Origin of the sequence: Emticicia sp. W12TSBA100-4 (genome assembly GCF_040253585.1) — a bacterium.
Lineage (GTDB): Bacteria > Bacteroidota > Bacteroidia > Cytophagales > Spirosomataceae > Emticicia.
In genome coordinates, this window is the sequence record NZ_JBELAU010000016.1 from 76,764 (window position 1) to 96,312 (window position 19,549).

Here is a 19,549-nt window from a genome sequence, read left to right on the forward strand (position 1 = left end):
AGAAAATCATTCATCAAAGAAAATACAGCGAGCAATGGCAGAAAAAAACATCGAATTTCTTTACGAATACCTAAATAATGCCTCACCGACAGGCTTTGAGTCGTCGGGTCAACAAATTTGGTTAGATTACCTAAAACCTTACATCGACGAGCAAATCGTTGATGTTTACGGAACCGCCGTTGGAGTTATTAATCCGGGGCAACCTTACAAAGTAGTTATCGAAGCTCACTCTGATGAGATTTCGTGGTTTGTTAATTACATTACCGAAGACGGTTATATTTATGTACGTCGCAATGGTGGCTCTGACCACCAAATTGCCCCATCAAAACGAGTTAATATTCACACCCGCAAAGGCATCGTGAAAGGTATTTTTGGCTGGCCAGCCATTCACGTACGTGAGGCAGCTACCGAAGAAAAACCAACATTAAAAAATATTTTTATTGATGTTGGTGCTGCAAAAAAAGTAGAAGTTGAAGAAATGGGAATCCACGTAGGTTGTGTGATTACTTTTGAAGATACTTTGATGGAGTTGAACGATAAATTCTACGTTGGTCGTGCTTTGGATAACCGTATAGGTGGATATATCATTGCCGAAGTTGCTCGAAAACTCAAAGAAAATAACATTTCGTTACCTTTCACGCTTTATATTGTAAATGCCGTGCAGGAAGAAATTGGTTTGCGTGGTGCAGAAATGATTTCTCGAAGACTCAAACCTAATGTAGCAATTTGCTGCGATGTGATTCACGATACACAATCGCCGATGTACAACAAAAAAACTGACGGAGATTTAGCTTGCGGACGTGGCCCTGTACTTACTTATGGCCCAGCCGTTCAGAATAATCTTTTGAATTTTATGATTGATGTTTGTACAGAGAAAAAGATTCCGTTCCAACGTGCAGCAGCCAGCCGTTCGACAGGAACAGATACTGATTCGTTTGCTTATTCGGGCGAAGGCGTGGCTTCAGCTTTGATTTCATTGGCTCAAAAATATATGCACACAACAGTAGAAATGTGCCATAAAGATGATATTCGGGCGTGTATTGATATGTATTACGAGATTTTATTAAGTTTAGAAGCTGGACAAGATTTTCGTTATATTAAATAAAAAGTACAGAGGCACAGGGGGGCAAAGTATTAAGTAAATAAATACGTTTCTTTCTCTGTGTCTTTATACCCAAAAACTTTTCTATAATTACCCAAAAGCTCAAAAATCGTTATTCGTCAATCGAATAATTCGTAATTAATTTCCCGAAATGTCCCACAAGAGAAAGATATTATTCATTGCTTTTTCCTTATTTTTTCATCTCAATCTAAAGGCTCAAAGCCTTTTTATTGGGCAAGATGAAGAAGCGATTTACGACTATTTTCATATCGAAAAAAACGATGAGTGTCTCACCTATCGTAGTTTTCCGCTACCCGTTGGACTTACTCAATACACAGATATTTTCACCTTAGAAGGATTAAAATCACAAACCAATAAAGGTGCAGGAAATAATTGTGTAAAAAATGTGTTAGACGATGTTTGTCTGAAACGCTACGCAAAAAACGTTCCGTTTGATATGGCTCTGGGCATTTGGATGAACGATGCGACAAACCTCCAAAACCTTGTCAATGGTGCTTATGATGTAAAAATCAATGAACTGGCTGATTTTCTGAAAAGCTATCCAAAAGTAAAGTTTTACCTAAGAATCGGCTACGAATTTGATGGAAACTGGAACAAAGCCTACGAAGACCGCCGCCGCTATATTGTGGCATTTCAGCGAGTACACGATATTTTGAGGATAAATTACGAAAAAAGTCAAACTCCTCGAAACTGGCTTTCGGTTTGGCAAGCTTGCACCTCTCCCATTGATGATATTATGGAAAATAAAATCGAAAATATCGGAGATTGGTACCCGGGTGATAAATACGTTGATTTTTGTGGCATTTCGTGGTATTTGGCAGGCACAAAACTTTCACCAAAATATAGCAATAGCACAAATTTGGTGTATAAACGTAGTCAGAAAAGTCTGGCGAGTGAAATGCTTTATTACGCCATCAATAAGAAAAAACCTTTAATGATTTGTGAAGCTGCTCCACAAGGATACAGTTTGAGCGGACTTTATCGAAAAAATATTAGTCTGTATTGGGATGGTGTGGCTGGCGAAGGAACGGTAAAACTTACTCCACTACAAATTTGGAACGAATGGTATAAACCTTTCTTTGAGTTTATCGAAAAAAACAAGCAAATCATTAAAGTTGTGGCTTACATCAATCAAAATTTTGATGCACAGCCGATGTTTACACTACCCAAATCAGGTACATATTGGGGCGATTCTCGCATACAAGCCAATGATAAAATGAGTATTTGGTGGAATGAGATGATTTCAAATACTTGGACAATGGAGCGAAAGCAGCCATAAAATACTACTTTCTTGAATAAAACAGTTTTTGCCATAACGCCCCCTTTTACCCAACTGAATACGCCGTATCCAGCAACGGCCTACATTAAGGGTTTTCTGAACACCAAAGATATTTCATGCTTCCAAGCTGATTTGGGTATTGAAGTGATTTTGGCTTTATTTTCTAAAAAAGGATTAAATGAATTATTTAGCCCCCTACCCCCCGATGGGGGAATGTTCTCAGAGAACGCTAAACGAATAATCGCACTCCAAGAAGACTATATAAATACAATTGATGCTGTAATTTTATTTCTGCAAGGCAAAAATCCAACACTTTCACACGTAATCTGTCAAGAAAATTTCCTTCCTGAAGCCTCTCGCTTTGCTCAACTCGAAGACCTCGAATGGGCTTTTGGTTCGATGGGAATGCAAGACAAAGCCAAACATTTGGCAACGCTTTATCTCGAAGACATTTCTGACCTCATCATGGAGTGCGTTGACCCACATTTTGGGTTTAGTCGGTACGCCGAGCGTTTGGGGCGTTCAGCCAACCGTTTTGATGAATTATACGCAACCTTACAAGAAGATTACAGCTATATTGATAAAATTCTGGTAAAGATATTAGGCGAACGAATGGCAGAAATTCAACCAAAATTGGTAGTAATTTCCGTGCCTTTCCCCGGGAATCTTTATAGTGCGTTTAGAATCGGACAATGGGTGAAACAAAATTATCCAGCAACCAAAGTTGCGATGGGTGGAGGGTTTGCCAATACCGAATTACGGTCGCTGTCTGATGCAAGAGTCTTTGAATTTTTCGATTACGTTTCGCTCGATGATGGAGAAGCTCCGTTGGAAGCAATTTTAGCCCCCCCCGCCCCCGATGGGGGAGCTTTTTTGAAGAGAACATTTATTCTCGAAAATTCCCCCTCTGGGGGCAAGGGGGCTGTCATTTATAAAAATGATTCCCCGCTAAAAGACTACAAACAGTCGGAAGTTGGAACGCCCGATTATAGCGATTTACTTTTGGATAAATACATTTCGGTTATCGAAATAGTGAATCCGATGAACCGAATGTGGAGCGATGGACGCTGGAATAAACTCACAATGGCTCATGGCTGTTATTGGGGGAAATGCACTTTTTGTGATATTTCACTCGATTATATCAAAATCTACGAGCCAATTGCAGCAAATCTACTCTGCGACAGAATGGAAGAAATGATTGCCCAAACGGGAGAAAACGGTTTTCATTTTGTCGATGAAGCTGCTCCACCCGCTTTGATGCGAGCGTTGGCGTTGGAAATTCTACGTCGAAAACTAACTGTCACATGGTGGACTAATATTAGATTCGAAAAGAGTTTTAGCAGAGACTTGTGTCAGTTACTCAAAGCTGCAGGTTGCATTGCCGTTTCGGGAGGTTTAGAAGTTGCTTCCGACCGACTACTGGAACTGATTCAAAAAGGTGTTACTGTTGCACAAGTAGCTAAAGTCACTCGTAATTTTACCGAAGCAGGTATCATGGTTCATGCTTATTTGATGTATGGCTTCCCAACCCAAACCGCACAAGAAACCATTGATTCGCTCGAAATGGTACGGCAGATGTTTGAAATTGGCACATTACAATCAGGCTTTTGGCATCAATTTGCCATGACGGCTCACAGCCCCGTTGGAATGTATCCCGAACAATTTTCAGTGCAAAAAGCGAGCAATACGGTCGGCACTTTTGCGAATAACGACTTAGTTTTTTCTGACCCAAAAGGCACTGACCACGAGGCATTTAGCTATGGCTTGAAGAAATCACTGCTCAATTATATGCACGGCATTTGTTTTGAATATCCACTTCAAGAATGGTTCGATTTCAAAATTCCACGCACAAAAGTTCCGAAGAATTATATTGAAAATGCACTACTTGAAGAGGATGATAATTTTATGCTAAAACCTACTTCAAAAGTAGTTTGGCTGGGCAAAAAACCTTTGGTAAATTATACAAATACTACAAAAAAGGGACAAGTTTTTCAGACGGCAAATCTCACCTTTCACGATAAAAAAGAAACTTTCAGTATCAAACTCAACCAAGCTCAAGGCGATTGGTTAGTGGAAATACTGGATAAAATTTCCACAAAAAATAAAAAGGTTTATACTTTCCAAGAAATAAAAGCTGAATACGAAGCCGCTGGCTTTGAAGATTTTGAGTTGTTTTTCTACAACAAACCTGTGAATGTATTGCGTGATTATGGATTGTTGGGGTTATGATTTCTGTACCACAATACACACAATCGAATCTCAATCAGCACAAATTTCACAGGATAAAACAGTCATTTTGAAACTATTGAGCATCAAAATCGGTTAAATAATTGATACTTTCAATAAATAATATCTGTGGCGGAAATACAAAAAAACGAAACTTCACCCTCTGGCAAAATCTTCGATTTGGAAATTCTCAAACGACTTTTCCAATTTATTAAGCCTTACAATGTTAAGTTTTATAGTTTGGTGCTGACAATTATGCTCGGTGCTGCACTGGCCCCTGCCCTACCTTTGTTGATTCGCCAAACGATTGATGGCCCCGTTTCGGCAGGTAATTATACTGGTCTTGCCAAAATGATGGCTATCATGATTGGTCTTTTGGTTGTACAATCGCTTATACAATTTACCAATACGTATTTGGCTGGTTGGCTTGGGCAGAATATCATTCGTGATATTCGAGTACAACTCTATCATAAAATTCTTCATTTACGCCTAAAATTCTTCGATGATACACCTATCGGCCGACTCGTGACTCGCACGATTTCAGATATTGAAACACTGGCCGATGTTTTCAGCGATGGTATTGCAGCCATTGCGGGCGATATTTTGCAATTGATTCTTATTATTTCGGTGATGTTCTACACCGATTGGAAGCTTTCGTTGATTAGCCTAAGTACGATTCCGTTCATGCTCATTAGTACGTATGTTTTCAAAGAAAAAGTAAAAAAATCATTCAACGAAGTGCGTAATGCGGTTTCAAACCTCAACTCTTTTGTGCAAGAACACATCACAGGAATGAGCATTGTGCAAATTTTTAATTCTGAAAAAATTGAGTTTGAGAAGTTTCACGCCATCAATACCAAACATCGAGACGAGAATATTAAATCAATTATGTATTATTCCATCTATTATCCAGTTGCTGAGGTGATTGCGGCTTTGGGTACGGGTTTGGTGGTTTGGTTTGGAGCAAAACAAATGCTTAATGCCGAAGTTACTTACGGTACGGTTACGGCTTTCATTATGTTTATCAACATTTTCTTTCGTCCAATAAGGATGATTGCCGATAGAATGAATACACTCCAAATGGGTATTGTGAGTACAGATAGAATCTTGAAATTATTGGATAGCGATGATTATACGGCCAATGATGGCTCTAAAAAAGCCAATCTAAAAGGTGAAGTCGAATTCAAAAATGTGTGGTTTGCTTACAATGATGAAAACTGGGTTTTGAAAGATATTTCATTCAATGTAAATCATGGCGAGACCGTTGCATTTGTGGGTGCAACTGGTGCAGGAAAATCTTCGATAATTAATTTATTATCAAGATTTTACGACATAAACAAAGGCACTATTCTGATTGATAATCAAGATGTAAAAGAATACGAATTACGGAGCTTGCGTGAACAAATAGGTGTAGTTTTGCAAGATGTATTTTTGTTTTCGGATACCATCGAAAAAAACATTACACTGGGAGATAGCAGTATTTCAAGAGAAAAAATTGTAGAAGCGGCCAAACTCGTAGGCGTACACGATTTTATTATGCAATTACCCAACGACTACGATTATAACGTACAAGAACGTGGAGCAACGCTTTCGGTTGGGCAACGTCAGTTAATTTCGTTTGTTCGTGCGATGGTACATGACCCAAAAATCATTGTATTAGATGAAGCAACGTCATCAGTTGATACAGAAACCGAAGAATTGATTCAAAACGCCATTGATAAATTGATGCGTGGACGTACGTCAATCGTAATTGCTCACCGCCTCAGCACGATTCAAAAAGCCGATAAAATTATTGTTCTCGACAAAGGTAAAATCATGGAAGAAGGCAGCCACGAGGAATTACTGAAACTTGATGGTTTTTACGCCAATCTCTATAATATGCAGTATAAAGAAGTATTGGTTTAAAAGCATAATTTGTATATTTTTGATTATTCTTTAGTGCATAATTAAAAATATATGAAATTTATTTACAGTGCTTTTCTTTCTTGTTTTATTTCCTACACTTTGGTTGCTCAGAGTTGGCAAGTTAGTTCCCCTGACGCCAAAATCAGAGCCACAATCCAACGCATCGAACCAGATGGTACGCTTAAATATTATGTAGAATATCTCGAAAATAATCAAACCCAAACTGTTATTGAACAATCAAACTTGGGTATTTCTCGCATCGACCAATCGTTTTATAATAGTCTAATTTTTGAAAGTAGCAGCACCGCCACCATTGACGAAAACTATTCGATGTTGATTGGGAAACAATTACAACTTCGCAATAATGCTAACGAAATCACGCTTAATTTTCATAATTCAGACAACGGTAAATTTCAGGTTATTTTCAGAGCTTACAACGATGGAGTAGCATTTCGTTATCGTTTTCCTGAAACTTCCAATAACACTTTCTACACAACTGAAGATAAAACTACCTTCCAAATACCTGTTAATAATAGCAAAACATGGATTCAAGGTTATGATAATTTCAGACCTGTTTATGAAAAACTTTACGAAAATGGCGTAAGCCTCAATCAAGCCATTAATCAATTCAATGGTTTGGCATTTCCTGCACTTTTTCAAACACCCAATGCTTGGATATTACTCACCGAAGCCGATTTAGATGAAAAGTTCTTCGCATCTCACTTATCTTCTTATTTCGGTAACGGTACATTTTCGGTTGCTGTACCAAACCCAGACGATGGTAATAGTTATCCATCTTATGCTGGTTCTACCCTACCATGGACAATGCCGTGGCGAGTAATAATGATTGGAAAACAACTCAATAATGTGGTAGAATCTAATCTTGTTTCTCATGTCAGTAAACCATCGCAGATAGCAAACACAACTTGGATACAACCAGGGATTTCGACTTGGAGTTGGTGGTCAGACCTCGGCAGTCCGACTAATTTCGCCAAACTAAAAACTTTCATTGATTTAGCATCCGACTTAAACCTACCCTACTCATTGATTGATGCCAATTGGAATCAAATGGGAAATGGCGGAGACATCAACGACTTAATCACCTACGCCAATAGTAAAAACGTAAAACTTTGGTTGTGGTATAATTCGGGCGGGCCTTCAAATGATTATGGTGAACAACCTCGTGACTTAATGCACATTCAATCTGCTCGCCGACAGGAATTTGCTCGTATTCACGCTTTAGGAATCAAAGGTGTTAAAATTGACTACTTTCAGAGCGATAAACAGGAATTAATGAAACTTTACATTGATATTCTGAAAGATGCTGCTGATTATGAATTGATGGTAAATTTTCATGGAAACGTTATCCCAAAAGGTTGGTCACGAACATATCCAAATTTAGTGGCAATGGAAGCTGTGAAAGGTTCTGAAGCCTATATTTTTGATGGAAGTTTCTTGCCCAACGCACCCCGTCACCACACGATTTTACCCTTTACGAGAAATGTAATTGGCCCAATGGATTATACACCGACAATCATCGGCTGGGGAAGAGGAGTTGAACACCTAACAACCGACGTTCACGAAATTGCCTTACTCAATACCTTTGAATCGGGCGTAACTCACTTAGTTGATATGGTAGCGAGTTATACAAACTTACCAACTTTAGCCAAAACAATCATTAGTAATCTTCCAACGGCTTGGGATGAAACTCGTTTAGTAGAAGGCTTCCCTGGAACGCACGTTGTGATGGCTCGCCGTAAAGGCGAAAACTGGTATATTTCGGGCATTAATGGCGAAAATCAAGTACGAAATATTACATTACCGCTATCATTCATTGCCACTGGAGATTATACAAAGCAGCTTTTGAACGATGGTGCAACTCCACGAGACATTGACACTTCCGAAACCAGTTATCAAGTACAAACCAACAATACAATTAGCTTAAATATGCAGCCTTATGGTGGTTTTATGATGGTTTTGAAACGATCAGCTTGTCAGACGACTCACAGCTTAACAAATCAGATTTCAAACACCATAAAATATGAAGCATCGGAAACAATTCAAGCAAACAATATTATTGGCTCAACTGCCAACGTAACCTATGATGCCGCCAAAAGCATTTTACTGACTGCTGGTTTTCAAACCCAACAAGGAGCGATTTTTAAAGCTTATATTGATGGTTGTGGCAATCAATAGTCTATTTTCATTATATTTACTAAGCAATACCTTCACCCAAACAATCTATCTTCTTCAAACATGAAAAAACTTACACTCTTTTTGGCGATTTTCATTTATCAACAAATCATCGCACAAAATAATCGTGCATCTACGGGCATTGACCGAAAAAATGCGTTTCAGAAACATGTCGAACTCGTCAAAAAATCTCCTTATAGAAATCTAAACTGGCGACTCCTCGGCCCAGACAATACCAGCGGAAGAGCAACCGATGTTTGGGGAATTGAAGGAAATAAAAATATTATTTATGCCAGTTTTGCCACAGGTGGTTTTTGGAAAACCGAAGATGCAGGAAAAAATTGGAAGCCATTAATGGACGAAATCGGTACGCAATCAATCGGAAACTTTGCGGTGTCAAAATCAAATCCTAATGTTATTTATGTTGGCACTGGCGAAGCTAATATTCTCCGAGCTTCATTGCCAGGAATGGGCGTATTCAAATCGACCGATGCAGGAAAAACTTGGCAACATCTTGGACTTGAAAATACATCAACCATTGCCCGTGTGGTTATTCACCCGACCAATCCCGACATTGTGTATGTAGCAGCCAGTGGGAACGAGTGGAGTTATAATGCCGACCGAGGAGTTTATAAAACAACCAATGGCGGTAAAACTTGGAGCAAAGTTTTATATCAAAACGAAAAAACTGGCTGTATAGATTTATTGATTGACCCATCTGAACCAAACACACTTTATGCCTCAATGTGGAATAGAGTTCGTAAACGTTGGAGCGACCCAACTCCCGAAGACGGTGACTACCTCTACAAATCAACTGATGCAGGAAAAACTTGGAAAATCATAAAAAATGGTTTGCCCGATACCAAAAACACTGGCCGAATTGGCATAGCAATGTGTGCTTCTAAACCCAATGTTTTGTATGCGTATGTTGATAATCACACACCCAAACGTCAAGGCAACGAAGGGGAACTTGATTCGTACGGTCGCCCGAAAGAATTAGTCATTTTGGGAGCGGAAGTCTATAAAAGCATTGATAAAGGCGAATCTTGGACAAAAATGAGTGCAAACGACAAGCAAATGGAAACATTTGGCGGGACGTATGGCTGGGTTTTTAGTCAGATTAGAGTTGACCCTGTAAATGAAAACAAGATTTTTATCATGGGAATCAACACCGCACAGTCGGAAGATGCAGGAAAAACTTGGAAGATAGTTAAAAATGAAAATAATGTACGCATTCACGGGGATAATCACGGACTTTGGATTGACCCTTCGGACACAAATTATATCTTGATTTCAAACGATGGAGGTATAATTGTTACTTATGATGGCGGTAAAACTTGGAAAAACTTCTTCAAGGAAATTCCAACAACGCAGTTTTATAATGTTACTTATGATATGGCAACGCCATTCAATATTCATGGATCTGTACAAGACGAAGGCTCAATGGGAGCAAATGTATCATGGCAAGCAGGTAGTGGAATTAATGATAAGAAAAACGGCTGGCATTTTGTACCAGGTGGTGAAGGGAGCATCATTGCGATTGACCCCAAAGATCCAAACATTACGTATTCAAGTGCTTTTTATGGCAGAATTCAGAGAGGCGATTTGACTAAAGAAGGCAGAGAACGCATCAAGAATATCACTATCAAAAAAGCGGAAGATGAAGAAACTCATCGTGGAGAATGGTTGGCATATACGCATATTTCCAACTTTGATAATCATACAATTTATCACGGAATGCAGTATTTGTTCAAGTCAACTGATATGGGAGAAACTTGGAAACGCATTAGTCCGGATTTGAGTAATAACGATAAAAATCGAATGGGAAAACTACCTTATGCCATTGCTCATCAGGCTATTACGGCACTGGCAGAATCACCATTCAAGCAAGGCACATTATATGTAGGCACTGATGACGGAAATGTGCATCTTACGAAAGATGATGGAAAAACTTGGATAAAAATTATGACAGGTTTACCACAAAACACCCACGTTTCAAGACTCGAAGCCTCTAAAACAAAAGACGGTACGGTTTTCATCACCCTCAGCGACCGCCGTGAAGATAACATAAAACCATATATTTATAAATCAACCGACTTTGGAAAAACTTGGGTAAGTATTGTGGGTGATTTACCTGCCTCACCAGTAAATGTGATTCGAGAAGACCCTTTCAATACCTCAATTCTCTACTGCGGAACAGATTTAGGCATTTATACCTCAAAAAATGGCGGCAAAAACTGGCAATCAGTGCAAGCTAATTTACCAGTGAGTGTTTCAGTACAAGATTTATTCATTCACCCACGAGATAATAAAATGGTCATTGCAACCTATGGGCGTGGGGTTTGGGTGATGGAGCGTTAGATATGTATTCCGAAGTCTCTTTAAAGAGAGACTTCGGAAACAATTTTTATTTTATCGGATTGTATTGAATTATTGAAGTTCCAATACTAAACTTAGTAGTAAGGCCAACTACAAATCTTTTAAATAATAATTTTTCATCTGGGATAAAACCCTGCTTCCATAAATTATCAAATATATCTTGACTTTCTATAAATATCCCACCTAAAAAAGTACCATTATTTTTGAAGAAATAAGCACCAGCACCTATATTAGTAATCGTAGGAAATTTTTTCTTATAATTTGATTCATAATGTCTAAAAAAAAGATTCCCTACAATTACACTTTTTTCACTATCTAATCCTTTAAAAAATTTAATCACATCAGCATTCAAGTAAATTCTATTAAAAACATCATAATTCCCTGAATATGCAGTAAAAGCTTTTTTTACTTCAATTTTTTGAGTTGAATTTACTTTAGTATCTATTAATGTAATATCTGTATCATCAAGTAAACTAAATGTATTCGTAAGTTCGTACCCAAGACCTAAACCGTAAATAACTTGCCCTCCTTTCTGATAATTGTATCCAATACCAATTTTAGCTCCCGTAAAATTCTGTTTTTTATACCTTTTTGTTAAGTCTATATTAGCAGCATCTTTTTCATACATAAACTGTGTCCCTGTAAGATTGATATTTCCATATACAAGATGTCTACTCTGCCAGTAGCTTCTGGCAATCTTTTCGTATGATTGAATTAAATCTTTATCATTTTTTTCGTTAACAGTTGAAACTATTTTTTTCAATTGCTCCGTTTTTTCTAAATATTCACTAAATTCGTCGTTTGCCTCTTTTTCCAAAAAATGTTTGTTATTCTGATTTTTATACACTCTCAATGTTTCAGGTATTTCGTCTAATCCATTTTGTTTTATAATATTTTCAATATCAAGAAGCAACTCTTTATTAGTGTTGATTTTTTTTAATTTCTTAAGTTCACTTTCCAAAAACTCTTGGCTTTCTTTTTGCAAATCAAATATCTTAGTCCTTGCTTCGTTAATTCTTATTAATAAAGGACTTATATTCTCCTCATTAGTAAAAATCTTACCAAAAGCAATTCCAATTTCTCCGTCTGGAGTAACGTTACCAGAAGTAATTAAATTAGCAACTCCATTTTTAGCAGCTGCACGCATCCTCAATCCAAAAAAAACGTGCTTAGTCGAATTATTTGGAAATTCATTCTTAAAGTTATTGTAAGCAAAAGAGAGATTACTATTTGCAGCATCAAAGTTTACAGTAGAACCATGATACATTATAGTAGTACCTCCACTTGCGTCTTGATTTAGAACTTGTGAGTGAAGGACATTAGAACTACTAAATATCAATAATATGATTAGAATAGAAAGTTTTAGTTTCGCCATTTTACAGATTGATTAAATATACCGATTCCATTAAAATTTGCAACAATAACAATTGGTGCGATTGTATTATTAGGTAGCCCCAATACAATGAAAGTTACTTCTAAAGCCCACGCAGTACCAAGAGGGCTTTTTGTAATAATTCGAACTGGTGTAAACTGGTTCACTGGAAAAATATCAAAAGTATGAGTATTTTCAAACGTTTTAGGAATCACACCTATTTTCTCGTCATTTCGGAGTGTTGGCATAATATTAAAATTACCAATACTAAAATCAAGAATATCTAATTGATTATTAGGAACTCCCGCAGGTGCGACAAGCCTATATTTTACACTTACTCTTGCCATAACATTTTTCGGTTTAAAGTTTCTCTCAAACCTACAAACCCAAATCCAAACCTCCAAACCATTTTTATTATTCGGCACTACCTTGATTATCAGGAAATTAGGCACAAAAAAAGCCCTCGACTCATCGGGGGCTTCCTGTAAATTATATAATTCTACTCACCGAAGTGATGATATAATTATGCTAATTTTACGTTAACGGCGTTTAAACCTCTTTTTCCTTCTTGGATGTCGAAAGTAACTTCGTCATCCTGACGGATTTGGTCTTTTAATTCAGACACGTGAACGAATACTTCTTGGTTTGAGCCATTTACTTTGATAAAACCAAATCCTTTGGTTTCATTGAAAAACTTTACTGTTCCGTTAGACATTTTGTATTTGTATTAGTACTTTAAAAGCACAAATGTAGGCAAATAAATTTACAATCAAACATATTTTTGATATTTCTCTCCTTTTTTTCAAATTATCTGCAAATATTACCTTTTCTATACCTCACAAGGTCATTAGCGTATCATTTGTTAACAATAAACTACTGATAATCAATAAGTTATTTACTGAGGAACTTGGTAAAGTATAAATTAAGTTACTTGATGAAGATAATTACACAATTTTAAAGCTATACGAAGGCTATATGCTATTATCAAAAATCACGCCAATTGAATGTTTTAACAGTAAAATGCAGCGTTTCAGAGACATAATTTGACTCTCAATAAAAAATATTTCTACATTTTCCAAGCCTCTTCCTATATACTTTAATAAATAACTATCAAAAATAGGGCATTTCCGGAAAGTTTAATAAAGTTAATTTATTGAGACGCATTTCTAAAACAAAAGTCACCACCGTTTAATATTTTTTTGGCATATAGTTTGGTCTAAGTTGTGCAATGCTATACTTATTAAAAAACCTTTACAAAAGTCATGAATACTCAATACTTGTTTAACGCTCTCGCAGCTTACAGAAAATTTATTCTGTTTTTAATGCTAATGTTCTTTGCTTATGCTATGGTCTTCGGACAAGAAGCACCTCTTCGTTTCAAAGATGGCTACGCTAAGATTAGCTCTCAAGGAAAGTTTGGGTTTATTGATAAAACTGGCACAATAAAAGTACCATGTATCTATGATTATGTCAATGATTTTGAAGGCGAATATGCGGTAGTAAGAATTAAAAATAAATATGGAATTATTCGCAAAAACGGGACTGTTGTAATAGATACTAAATATGATATGTGTGAAGTATTTTCCGAAGGTTTGGCCCTCGTAAGAAGTGGTTCGAAATATGGCTTTATCAACGAAGTTGGCGAAGAGGTCATTAAACCTCAATTTCAGTTTGCAATGGGCTTTACTAATGGTTTAGCCGTAATCAATGTAAATGGCAAAAATGGCTACATTGACATGCAAGGCGAACAAATTATTGCTCCAAAATATGAATTTTCATTGCCATTTTCAGAAGGATTGGCAACTGTGATGATAGGTGGAAAATATGGTTTTATTGACAAATCAGGTAACGAAGTCATTGCTCTTCAATACCAAATGGCAAGTGCTTTTGAAGAAAATTTAGCTGCCGTAAAAATGGGTGATAAATATGGCATTATCAATAAAGCTGGAAAGATGATTGTTTCGCCAAAATATGATGATATTCGTAGCTTTAGCAATGGGTATGCAATTGTATTAAATGATGAAAAATACGGAATTATCAATCAGAATGGTAAGGAAGTAGTTTCGCCAAAATATGATATGCTTGACTCTTTCAATGAAGGAATAGCAATGTATAGAAAAGAGGGAAAACTGGGTTATATTGACCCAAAAGGAAATGAAATCATTGCGGCAAATGCCGAACACGCAAAGTTAATTTTAGCATCAAAATAAAAATTTCGTAGTAATCTTGAAAAGTAAAAACTTAAAACCGCCTCAGCAATGGGCGGTTTCTTTTTATCCATTCTGCTCTTGAAGCATTCTAAGGTACAACTTTTCTACTTTTTTTCTTGCCCAATCGGTTTTTCTTAGAAACTTCAAGCTCGAATTGAGCGATGGGTTATTGGCAAAACAGTTGACATTCACATGATAAGCCATTTGGTCCCAGCCGTAATAATCTCTGAGTTCTCTTACTATTCTTTCAAGCGTAATGCCATGCAACGGATTGTTAGGTTGTTCCATACCTTATTTTTTCTTCTTTTTTGTCTTTTTCTTTGATGCTTCAAACTCTTCGGCTTCTTTGAGCAAAGCTTTCAAATCATAATTGGTTGTATCTTTCGAGAAATCAATCGTTTCGTTGTATTCTTGTTTATCAAGTTCCAAAACTCTGATTTTCTTTCCCATAAAGCCTTCTATTTCATCGAGGATAGGTTTTTCTTCGGTTGCACAAAACGAAACGGCCAAACCTTTTTGCATTCCTCGACCCGTACGCCCTACCCTATGCACGTAGTTTTCTGGTACATCGGGCAAATCATAATTTACTACGTAATCCACGTTGGCAATATCAATTCCTCTGGCACTTACATCAGTGGCTATCAATATTTTAACTTCGCCACTTCTGAATTTATCTAAAACCGAAAGTCGATCAAGTTGTTCTTTATCTCCATGTATCGTTTCGCTTTCAATTCCCACTCTTTGCATAGCAGATTTTACTCTTTCGGCACGCACTTTCGTACGCACAAAAACCAAAATTTTACTTTCGGGATTTTCGTTAATGACTCTTTCCAAGAAGAAACGTTTATCATCCATTTCCACAAAAGCCACCGAATGCTTAATGTTCTTAGCAACGGGGTCGTTGGGAGAAAGCTGAATTCTGATTGCATTTCTGACCAACGAATAAGCTACTTTCTTGATTTGTTCATTGATTGTTGCCGAAAAGAATAGCGTTTGATGAAATTTTGGCAAGAATTTCTTTACATCTTGAATGTCTTTGATAAAGCCCAAATCAAGCATGTGGTCGGCTTCATCAAGTACTAAGATTTCTACGCCCGTGATTTTGAGATGCTTTTGGTAAATCAAATCAAACATTCGGCCCGGTGTAGCAATTAGAATATCAACGCCTTTTGCAATTTTATCTACTTGCGGAGCTTGGTCAACGCCACCAAAAAGGCAAAGTGTCTCGACTTTTGTTCCTTTAGCCATTTTCTGAAATACTTCAGTCACTTGCAAAGCCAGCTCACGAGTAGGCTCAAGAACTATGCACTTTATTCCTTCTTCGTATCGCACCGAATGCTTCATTTCCTGCAAAATACTGATAATCGGAATGGCAAAAGCGGCGGTTTTTCCTGTACCTGTTTGAGCAATGGCCAGCACATCTTCACCTTTCAAAATCGGCGGAATCGACTTAAACTGAATATCTGTCGGGCGTTTAAAGCCTAACTCCGCAATATTTTTCTTGAGTTCGTGCGAAATACTATAATCGTCGAATTTCATCGGTTTCCACGTTTATCGTTTCCCTTGAAAGGCTTATATCCTTCTTTCACAAATAGTTTTCCTTGCGAATTTAGCTTCGGAGCTTTAGTTGTTTTTGCCTTTGATTTATCTTTTTTCTCCGAAATACTTACCTCCAAATTTCGCCCCATAATCTCAAAGCCGTTTAGCTCAAATATGGCTTTACGTACTTCTTCTTCGTTGGGCATATCCACAAATCCAAAACCCTTATTTTGACGTGTAGATTTACTTTTTACAATTTTGGCCGATGTTACTTCTCCAAACTTTTCAAAAAGTTCTTTTAATTCTTTCTCTTTGAGTTTGAAAGGTAAACTGCCTACAAAAATATCCATCGTTTGTTTTTATTATTATTTTACAAAAGTACGGATTTTTGAATGAAATCTTTGATTTTACAATAAAAGAGGAAAACTGTAAGGTATTCCATTAAACATTTAGCATTATATTCCGCGTTAATCCCTACGCTTCATAAAATTTTATACCGTTTTGAGCCAAAAATGATTTGATAATATCTACGTGAATGCAATGCCCAACGTGCAGAAAAGGCTGATTATTGACTTTGATAGTTTTTCCATTGACGTTATGCGAAGCATTGTGCATATCAAAACCTAAGTGTAGAGCATTGGTCTTACTTTGCATGCCACAAACCACGCCATCTCGGTCGAAAAGTGGGCCTCCGCTTTGTCCACGTAAGCCTGGGGTGCTTAGTTCAACACCATAAAGTTCGTTATTTTCGACTAAATGCCTTGTCAACATTCCATCAATCGGGAAGCGTGGTGTGCCGATGATTCCGCTGTTTGTCCACGAAATTTCGTCGACTTCTGGATTATATTGAAAGTTGGTAAATTCGGGAAATGGATAACCGAGTCGGCAAAGCGATTTTCCTTGTTTTAGCCCCGAACTATCTTTCATAAATCGGGCATACGATTGATATAAAGGTTGCTGAAACTGCTCAAAAATAATAATTGCTAAATCATATTTTGGATGGTTTATCCAACGAAAACGCAACGTTGGGTCAGCTGTGCAATCCAAAAAACGCTCGTTGAGTTCAACAATCGTTTCGGGGGTATAATCGTACTTATTTTCGAGTCCTTTGATGAACTTTTGGTATTGGTGATTGCGGGGAATAGCAGCACGCTCTCGCTTAAAATTAGCATATTTTTGATTGATATTCGTGCGGTTTCCTATCAAATCAATGACGTGTTTGCAGGTAACGGCACACGAAAACTCATTGACGAAAAACATCGTTGCGGCTCCGCCAGTGACGATTGTCTCGTTATAATTTCTTGAAATAAACTGAATCGGACGAGTAAATCGACCAACTTCTTCGATGGCATCAACAAACATAGTTTTTAATAAAGCAGTAAGGCCACAAAGTAACAAAGAGATTTTTTGAAAACGATAATTTTATCATAAAAAAAGAGCCATTTGGATTTGGCTCTTTTGGGAAATGGCAAAATGTTTGGTTATTTACCGAATCGTAAGCCGATTACGTAAGTTTTCTTTGAGATTTGTTTAGAAGTATCATCAAGAGGATTATAGTATGTGCCAATTATAGACTTTATTGTCGTATGATTTGGTATGACTTGTATAAAAGCATTTACATATTTATAACCAATAGTTGCAATAAATGCAGTTTGAAAGGTAGGATTTTGAATAAATACGTACGGGCTATTTTTCATATATAGGCCTCCTCCACGATGAAAGTTTTCTTTAAAAGTGATATTATTAAAATTTACCGCAAACTTAGCTCCTAAACCAATATTGAAAGTTTTCTGTTTTCTCGCATTAAGTATATTATAAGTTGGAATAAAAGATGTGTAAAGATTAGTTGAAGTCACTTTTGTATTTTTTAATTCATTTGTAAAAAAAATGGGAAGGTCAACACCGACGTCATTTTGAAAAGCATTTACAATAGTTGCATTTTGTTCAATACTAAATTTCGAATTTATTAATTCAAGTCCTCCACCATATTTTACTATTAATTCAGTACGTTTTTTTTTGAGCAAACTTTTATCATAGAAACCTCCTACACCTATCATTAGAGCTGTTTTTCCTTCAACCGTAAACCTTCCCCTTTCAATAGATTGTGGGACAGAATTAGTACTCAGAACTGCGGGACCAACAACATTAGTAAATGATGAGAAAGGGCTCGCCCCCACAAACAAATTTAAATTCATGTTTTTCAGCCATTTTTTAGTCGAAACAGTTGTGTTTACTTCACGATTTTTGAGGTCGTCGGCTTCTCGAAGCGTTACTTCTTCGTTATTCGAGAAATTCTTTTCTGAGCGTTTACGCACTTCGGCAAAGAGTTTATTAAGGTCATATTTGGCAATTTCGTTCAAATCTGCCTTGTTTTCGGCATAAAATATCACTTTTGCTTTTTTACCGATATTGGCAATGAGCGAATCTTCAACGGCATTTGCTTTTGCGAAAGTTGAGGAAAAAATTAAGGCAAGAAAAAAGAGTTGCGTTTTCATTTTTTGATAGTTTAAAGTGTGTTATTTAACGTTAGGTATTATTTTGGTTGTGTCGTATTTAAAATTTCTTTCGAGATAGGCCCACACATTGCGTGGCTCAATATTGAGTTCTCGCCAGTCAATTTTACCTTCATTATTAAAGCTTTTCAGTTGTCGGAAAGCACGTTTGGCAAAGCTTTCTCGCTTCATCAGTGCATCAGGAATGATAGGAAAATCAACAACTGTCACCTGCTGGGCTTTGAATTTAGGTTCGTAAACAATTGTTTTTTTTGTGACAGAAATTGAGTCCAATTTTGGTTGAAAATCTATCCTTGAAAGTTGATAATCAAGTTGTTTTCTGTTCAAAACCTGTTCATTGATTACTTCTTCTTCAAGTAACTCATTTTGAGGTTTTGTTGTCTTTGTTTCATACCTTCTCTTAATTTCTACTCGAATTACTTCTTCTTCAAGTAACTCATTTTGAGGTTTTGTTGTCTTTGTTTCATACCTTCTCTTAATTTCTACTCGAATTACTTCTTCTTTTTTAGGTGTGGATTTAGTAGTTTTTAATGGCCTTTTATCTGATTTTAAAACTTGACTTGATGGATTTTCACTAAAATTATTGAAAAAAAATACGCCTACCAATAAACTCGCTGCTGCCCACCAAAGCCATAAAATTCTGGGCTTTCGAGTCTTTTTTTCATCCAATCTTGCTTCGAGCCTATTCCACAAGTCGGTATCATCGAAATCCATATCTAAGTCAGCAAATTCGCTCTCAGATAAGTTTTCGATTTTATATTTGATATTTTGTTCTTCTTGCATCATTTCTTGTTTTCTGTTTTCGACAGG

At 36.9% G+C, this 19,549-nt stretch carries 16 protein-coding genes; 7 read left to right on the top strand and 9 right to left on the bottom strand.

The features are described from left to right. Positions 1-34 precede the first annotated feature (34 nt). From ABR854_RS21855 to ABR854_RS21880, 6 genes are all read left to right on the top strand, one after another. On the top strand, positions 35-1,105 hold the full coding sequence (locus tag ABR854_RS21855; RefSeq protein ID WP_350267980.1) for a M20/M25/M40 family metallo-hydrolase: 1,071 nt from the start codon (positions 35-37) through the stop codon (positions 1,103-1,105). A 148-nt stretch (positions 1,106-1,253) separates the two neighbouring features. Further along, positions 1,254-2,402: a glycoside hydrolase family 26 protein gene (locus ABR854_RS21860; RefSeq protein WP_350267981.1), complete on the top strand. Its 1,149-nt coding sequence runs from the start codon at positions 1,254-1,256 to the stop codon at positions 2,400-2,402. 12 nt (positions 2,403-2,414) lie between these two features. Next, complete coding sequence (locus ABR854_RS21865) at positions 2,415-4,631, top strand: B12-binding domain-containing radical SAM protein (protein ID WP_350267982.1); 2,217 nt, start codon at positions 2,415-2,417, stop codon at positions 4,629-4,631. 126 nt (positions 4,632-4,757) lie between these two features. Then, entirely contained in the window at positions 4,758-6,533 is a 1,776-nt protein-coding gene (locus tag ABR854_RS21870; RefSeq protein ID WP_350267983.1) for an ABC transporter ATP-binding protein, read from the top strand. Positions 6,534-6,584: 51 nt separating this feature from the next. After that, positions 6,585-8,729: a glycoside hydrolase family 97 protein gene (locus ABR854_RS21875; protein WP_350267984.1), complete on the top strand. Its 2,145-nt coding sequence runs from the start codon at positions 6,585-6,587 to the stop codon at positions 8,727-8,729. Between the two features lie 60 nt (positions 8,730-8,789). Beyond that, the gene (locus ABR854_RS21880) at positions 8,790-11,087 is read left to right on the top strand and encodes a WD40/YVTN/BNR-like repeat-containing protein (RefSeq protein WP_350267985.1); all 2,298 of its coding nucleotides are present in this window, start codon (positions 8,790-8,792) and stop codon (positions 11,085-11,087) included. Positions 11,088-11,133: 46 nt separating this feature from the next. Here ABR854_RS21880 and ABR854_RS21885 read toward each other — a convergent pair whose 3' ends face one another. From ABR854_RS21885 to ABR854_RS21895, 3 genes are all read right to left on the bottom strand, one after another. Next, the gene (locus ABR854_RS21885) at positions 11,134-12,480 is read right to left on the bottom strand and encodes a hypothetical protein (protein ID WP_350267986.1); all 1,347 of its coding nucleotides are present in this window, start codon (positions 12,478-12,480) and stop codon (positions 11,134-11,136) included. Beyond that, positions 12,468-12,824 carry a hypothetical protein gene (locus ABR854_RS21890; protein WP_350267987.1) on the bottom strand — a complete coding sequence of 119 codons (357 nt, stop codon included), beginning with the start codon at positions 12,822-12,824 and terminating at the stop codon, positions 12,468-12,470. The genes ABR854_RS21885 and ABR854_RS21890 overlap by 13 nt, the downstream gene beginning before the upstream one ends. Before the next feature lie 176 nt (positions 12,825-13,000). Further along, on the bottom strand, positions 13,001-13,192 hold the full coding sequence (locus tag ABR854_RS21895; RefSeq protein WP_188768763.1) for a cold-shock protein: 192 nt from the start codon (positions 13,190-13,192) through the stop codon (positions 13,001-13,003). A 547-nt stretch (positions 13,193-13,739) separates the two neighbouring features. Between ABR854_RS21895 and ABR854_RS21900 the strand changes: the two genes are divergently transcribed. Beyond that, entirely contained in the window at positions 13,740-14,687 is a 948-nt protein-coding gene (locus tag ABR854_RS21900; RefSeq protein ID WP_350267988.1) for a WG repeat-containing protein, read from the top strand. Between the two features lie 63 nt (positions 14,688-14,750). Here ABR854_RS21900 and ABR854_RS21905 read toward each other — a convergent pair whose 3' ends face one another. The 6 genes from ABR854_RS21905 to ABR854_RS21930 all read right to left on the bottom strand — a co-directional run bounded on the left by ABR854_RS21905 (position 14,751) and on the right by ABR854_RS21930 (position 19,525). Continuing rightward, positions 14,751-14,975, bottom strand: coding sequence for a VF530 family protein (locus tag ABR854_RS21905; RefSeq protein WP_305951864.1), 225 nt, complete (start codon positions 14,973-14,975; stop codon positions 14,751-14,753). 3 nt (positions 14,976-14,978) lie between these two features. Beyond that, entirely contained in the window at positions 14,979-16,226 is a 1,248-nt protein-coding gene (locus tag ABR854_RS21910) for a DEAD/DEAH box helicase (protein ID WP_350267989.1), read from the bottom strand. Further along, the gene (locus ABR854_RS21915) at positions 16,223-16,576 is read right to left on the bottom strand and encodes an RNA recognition motif domain-containing protein (protein WP_350267990.1); all 354 of its coding nucleotides are present in this window, start codon (positions 16,574-16,576) and stop codon (positions 16,223-16,225) included. Before ABR854_RS21915 ends, ABR854_RS21910 begins: the two co-directional genes overlap by 4 nt. A 124-nt stretch (positions 16,577-16,700) precedes the next feature. Further along, entirely contained in the window at positions 16,701-17,588 is an 888-nt protein-coding gene (locus ABR854_RS21920; protein WP_350267991.1) for a S1 family peptidase, read from the bottom strand. Positions 17,589-17,707: 119 nt separating this feature from the next. Then, complete coding sequence (locus ABR854_RS21925; protein WP_350267992.1) at positions 17,708-18,721, bottom strand: hypothetical protein; 1,014 nt, start codon at positions 18,719-18,721, stop codon at positions 17,708-17,710. A 21-nt stretch (positions 18,722-18,742) separates the two neighbouring features. Further along, entirely contained in the window at positions 18,743-19,525 is a 783-nt protein-coding gene (locus ABR854_RS21930) for a hypothetical protein (protein ID WP_350267993.1), read from the bottom strand. Between the last annotated feature and the right edge of the window lie 24 nt (positions 19,526-19,549).

Excerpts from the sequence above, each read along its gene's own strand:
- ABR854_RS21920 (WP_350267991.1), bottom strand. The coding sequence starts at position 17,588 with ATGTTTGTTGATGCCATCGAAGAAGTTGGTCGATTTACTCGTCCGATT.
- ABR854_RS21930 (WP_350267993.1), bottom strand. The coding sequence starts at position 19,525 with ATGATGCAAGAAGAACAAAATATCAAATATAAAATCGAAAACTTATCT.
- ABR854_RS21910 (WP_350267989.1), bottom strand. The coding sequence starts at position 16,226 with ATGAAATTCGACGATTATAGTATTTCGCACGAACTCAAGAAAAATATT.
- ABR854_RS21855 (WP_350267980.1), top strand. The coding sequence starts at position 35 with ATGGCAGAAAAAAACATCGAATTTCTTTACGAATACCTAAATAATGCC.
- ABR854_RS21890 (WP_350267987.1), bottom strand. The coding sequence starts at position 12,824 with ATGGCAAGAGTAAGTGTAAAATATAGGCTTGTCGCACCTGCGGGAGTT.
- ABR854_RS21925 (WP_350267992.1), bottom strand. The coding sequence starts at position 18,721 with ATGAAAACGCAACTCTTTTTTCTTGCCTTAATTTTTTCCTCAACTTTC.
- ABR854_RS21875 (WP_350267984.1), top strand. The coding sequence starts at position 6,585 with ATGAAATTTATTTACAGTGCTTTTCTTTCTTGTTTTATTTCCTACACT.
- ABR854_RS21895 (WP_188768763.1), bottom strand. The coding sequence starts at position 13,192 with ATGTCTAACGGAACAGTAAAGTTTTTCAATGAAACCAAAGGATTTGGT.
- ABR854_RS21915 (WP_350267990.1), bottom strand. The coding sequence starts at position 16,576 with ATGGATATTTTTGTAGGCAGTTTACCTTTCAAACTCAAAGAGAAAGAA.
- ABR854_RS21880 (WP_350267985.1), top strand. The coding sequence starts at position 8,790 with ATGAAAAAACTTACACTCTTTTTGGCGATTTTCATTTATCAACAAATC.
- ABR854_RS21860 (WP_350267981.1), top strand. The coding sequence starts at position 1,254 with ATGTCCCACAAGAGAAAGATATTATTCATTGCTTTTTCCTTATTTTTT.
- ABR854_RS21885 (WP_350267986.1), bottom strand. The coding sequence starts at position 12,480 with ATGGCGAAACTAAAACTTTCTATTCTAATCATATTATTGATATTTAGT.
- ABR854_RS21905 (WP_305951864.1), bottom strand. The coding sequence starts at position 14,975 with ATGGAACAACCTAACAATCCGTTGCATGGCATTACGCTTGAAAGAATA.
- ABR854_RS21900 (WP_350267988.1), top strand. The coding sequence starts at position 13,740 with ATGAATACTCAATACTTGTTTAACGCTCTCGCAGCTTACAGAAAATTT.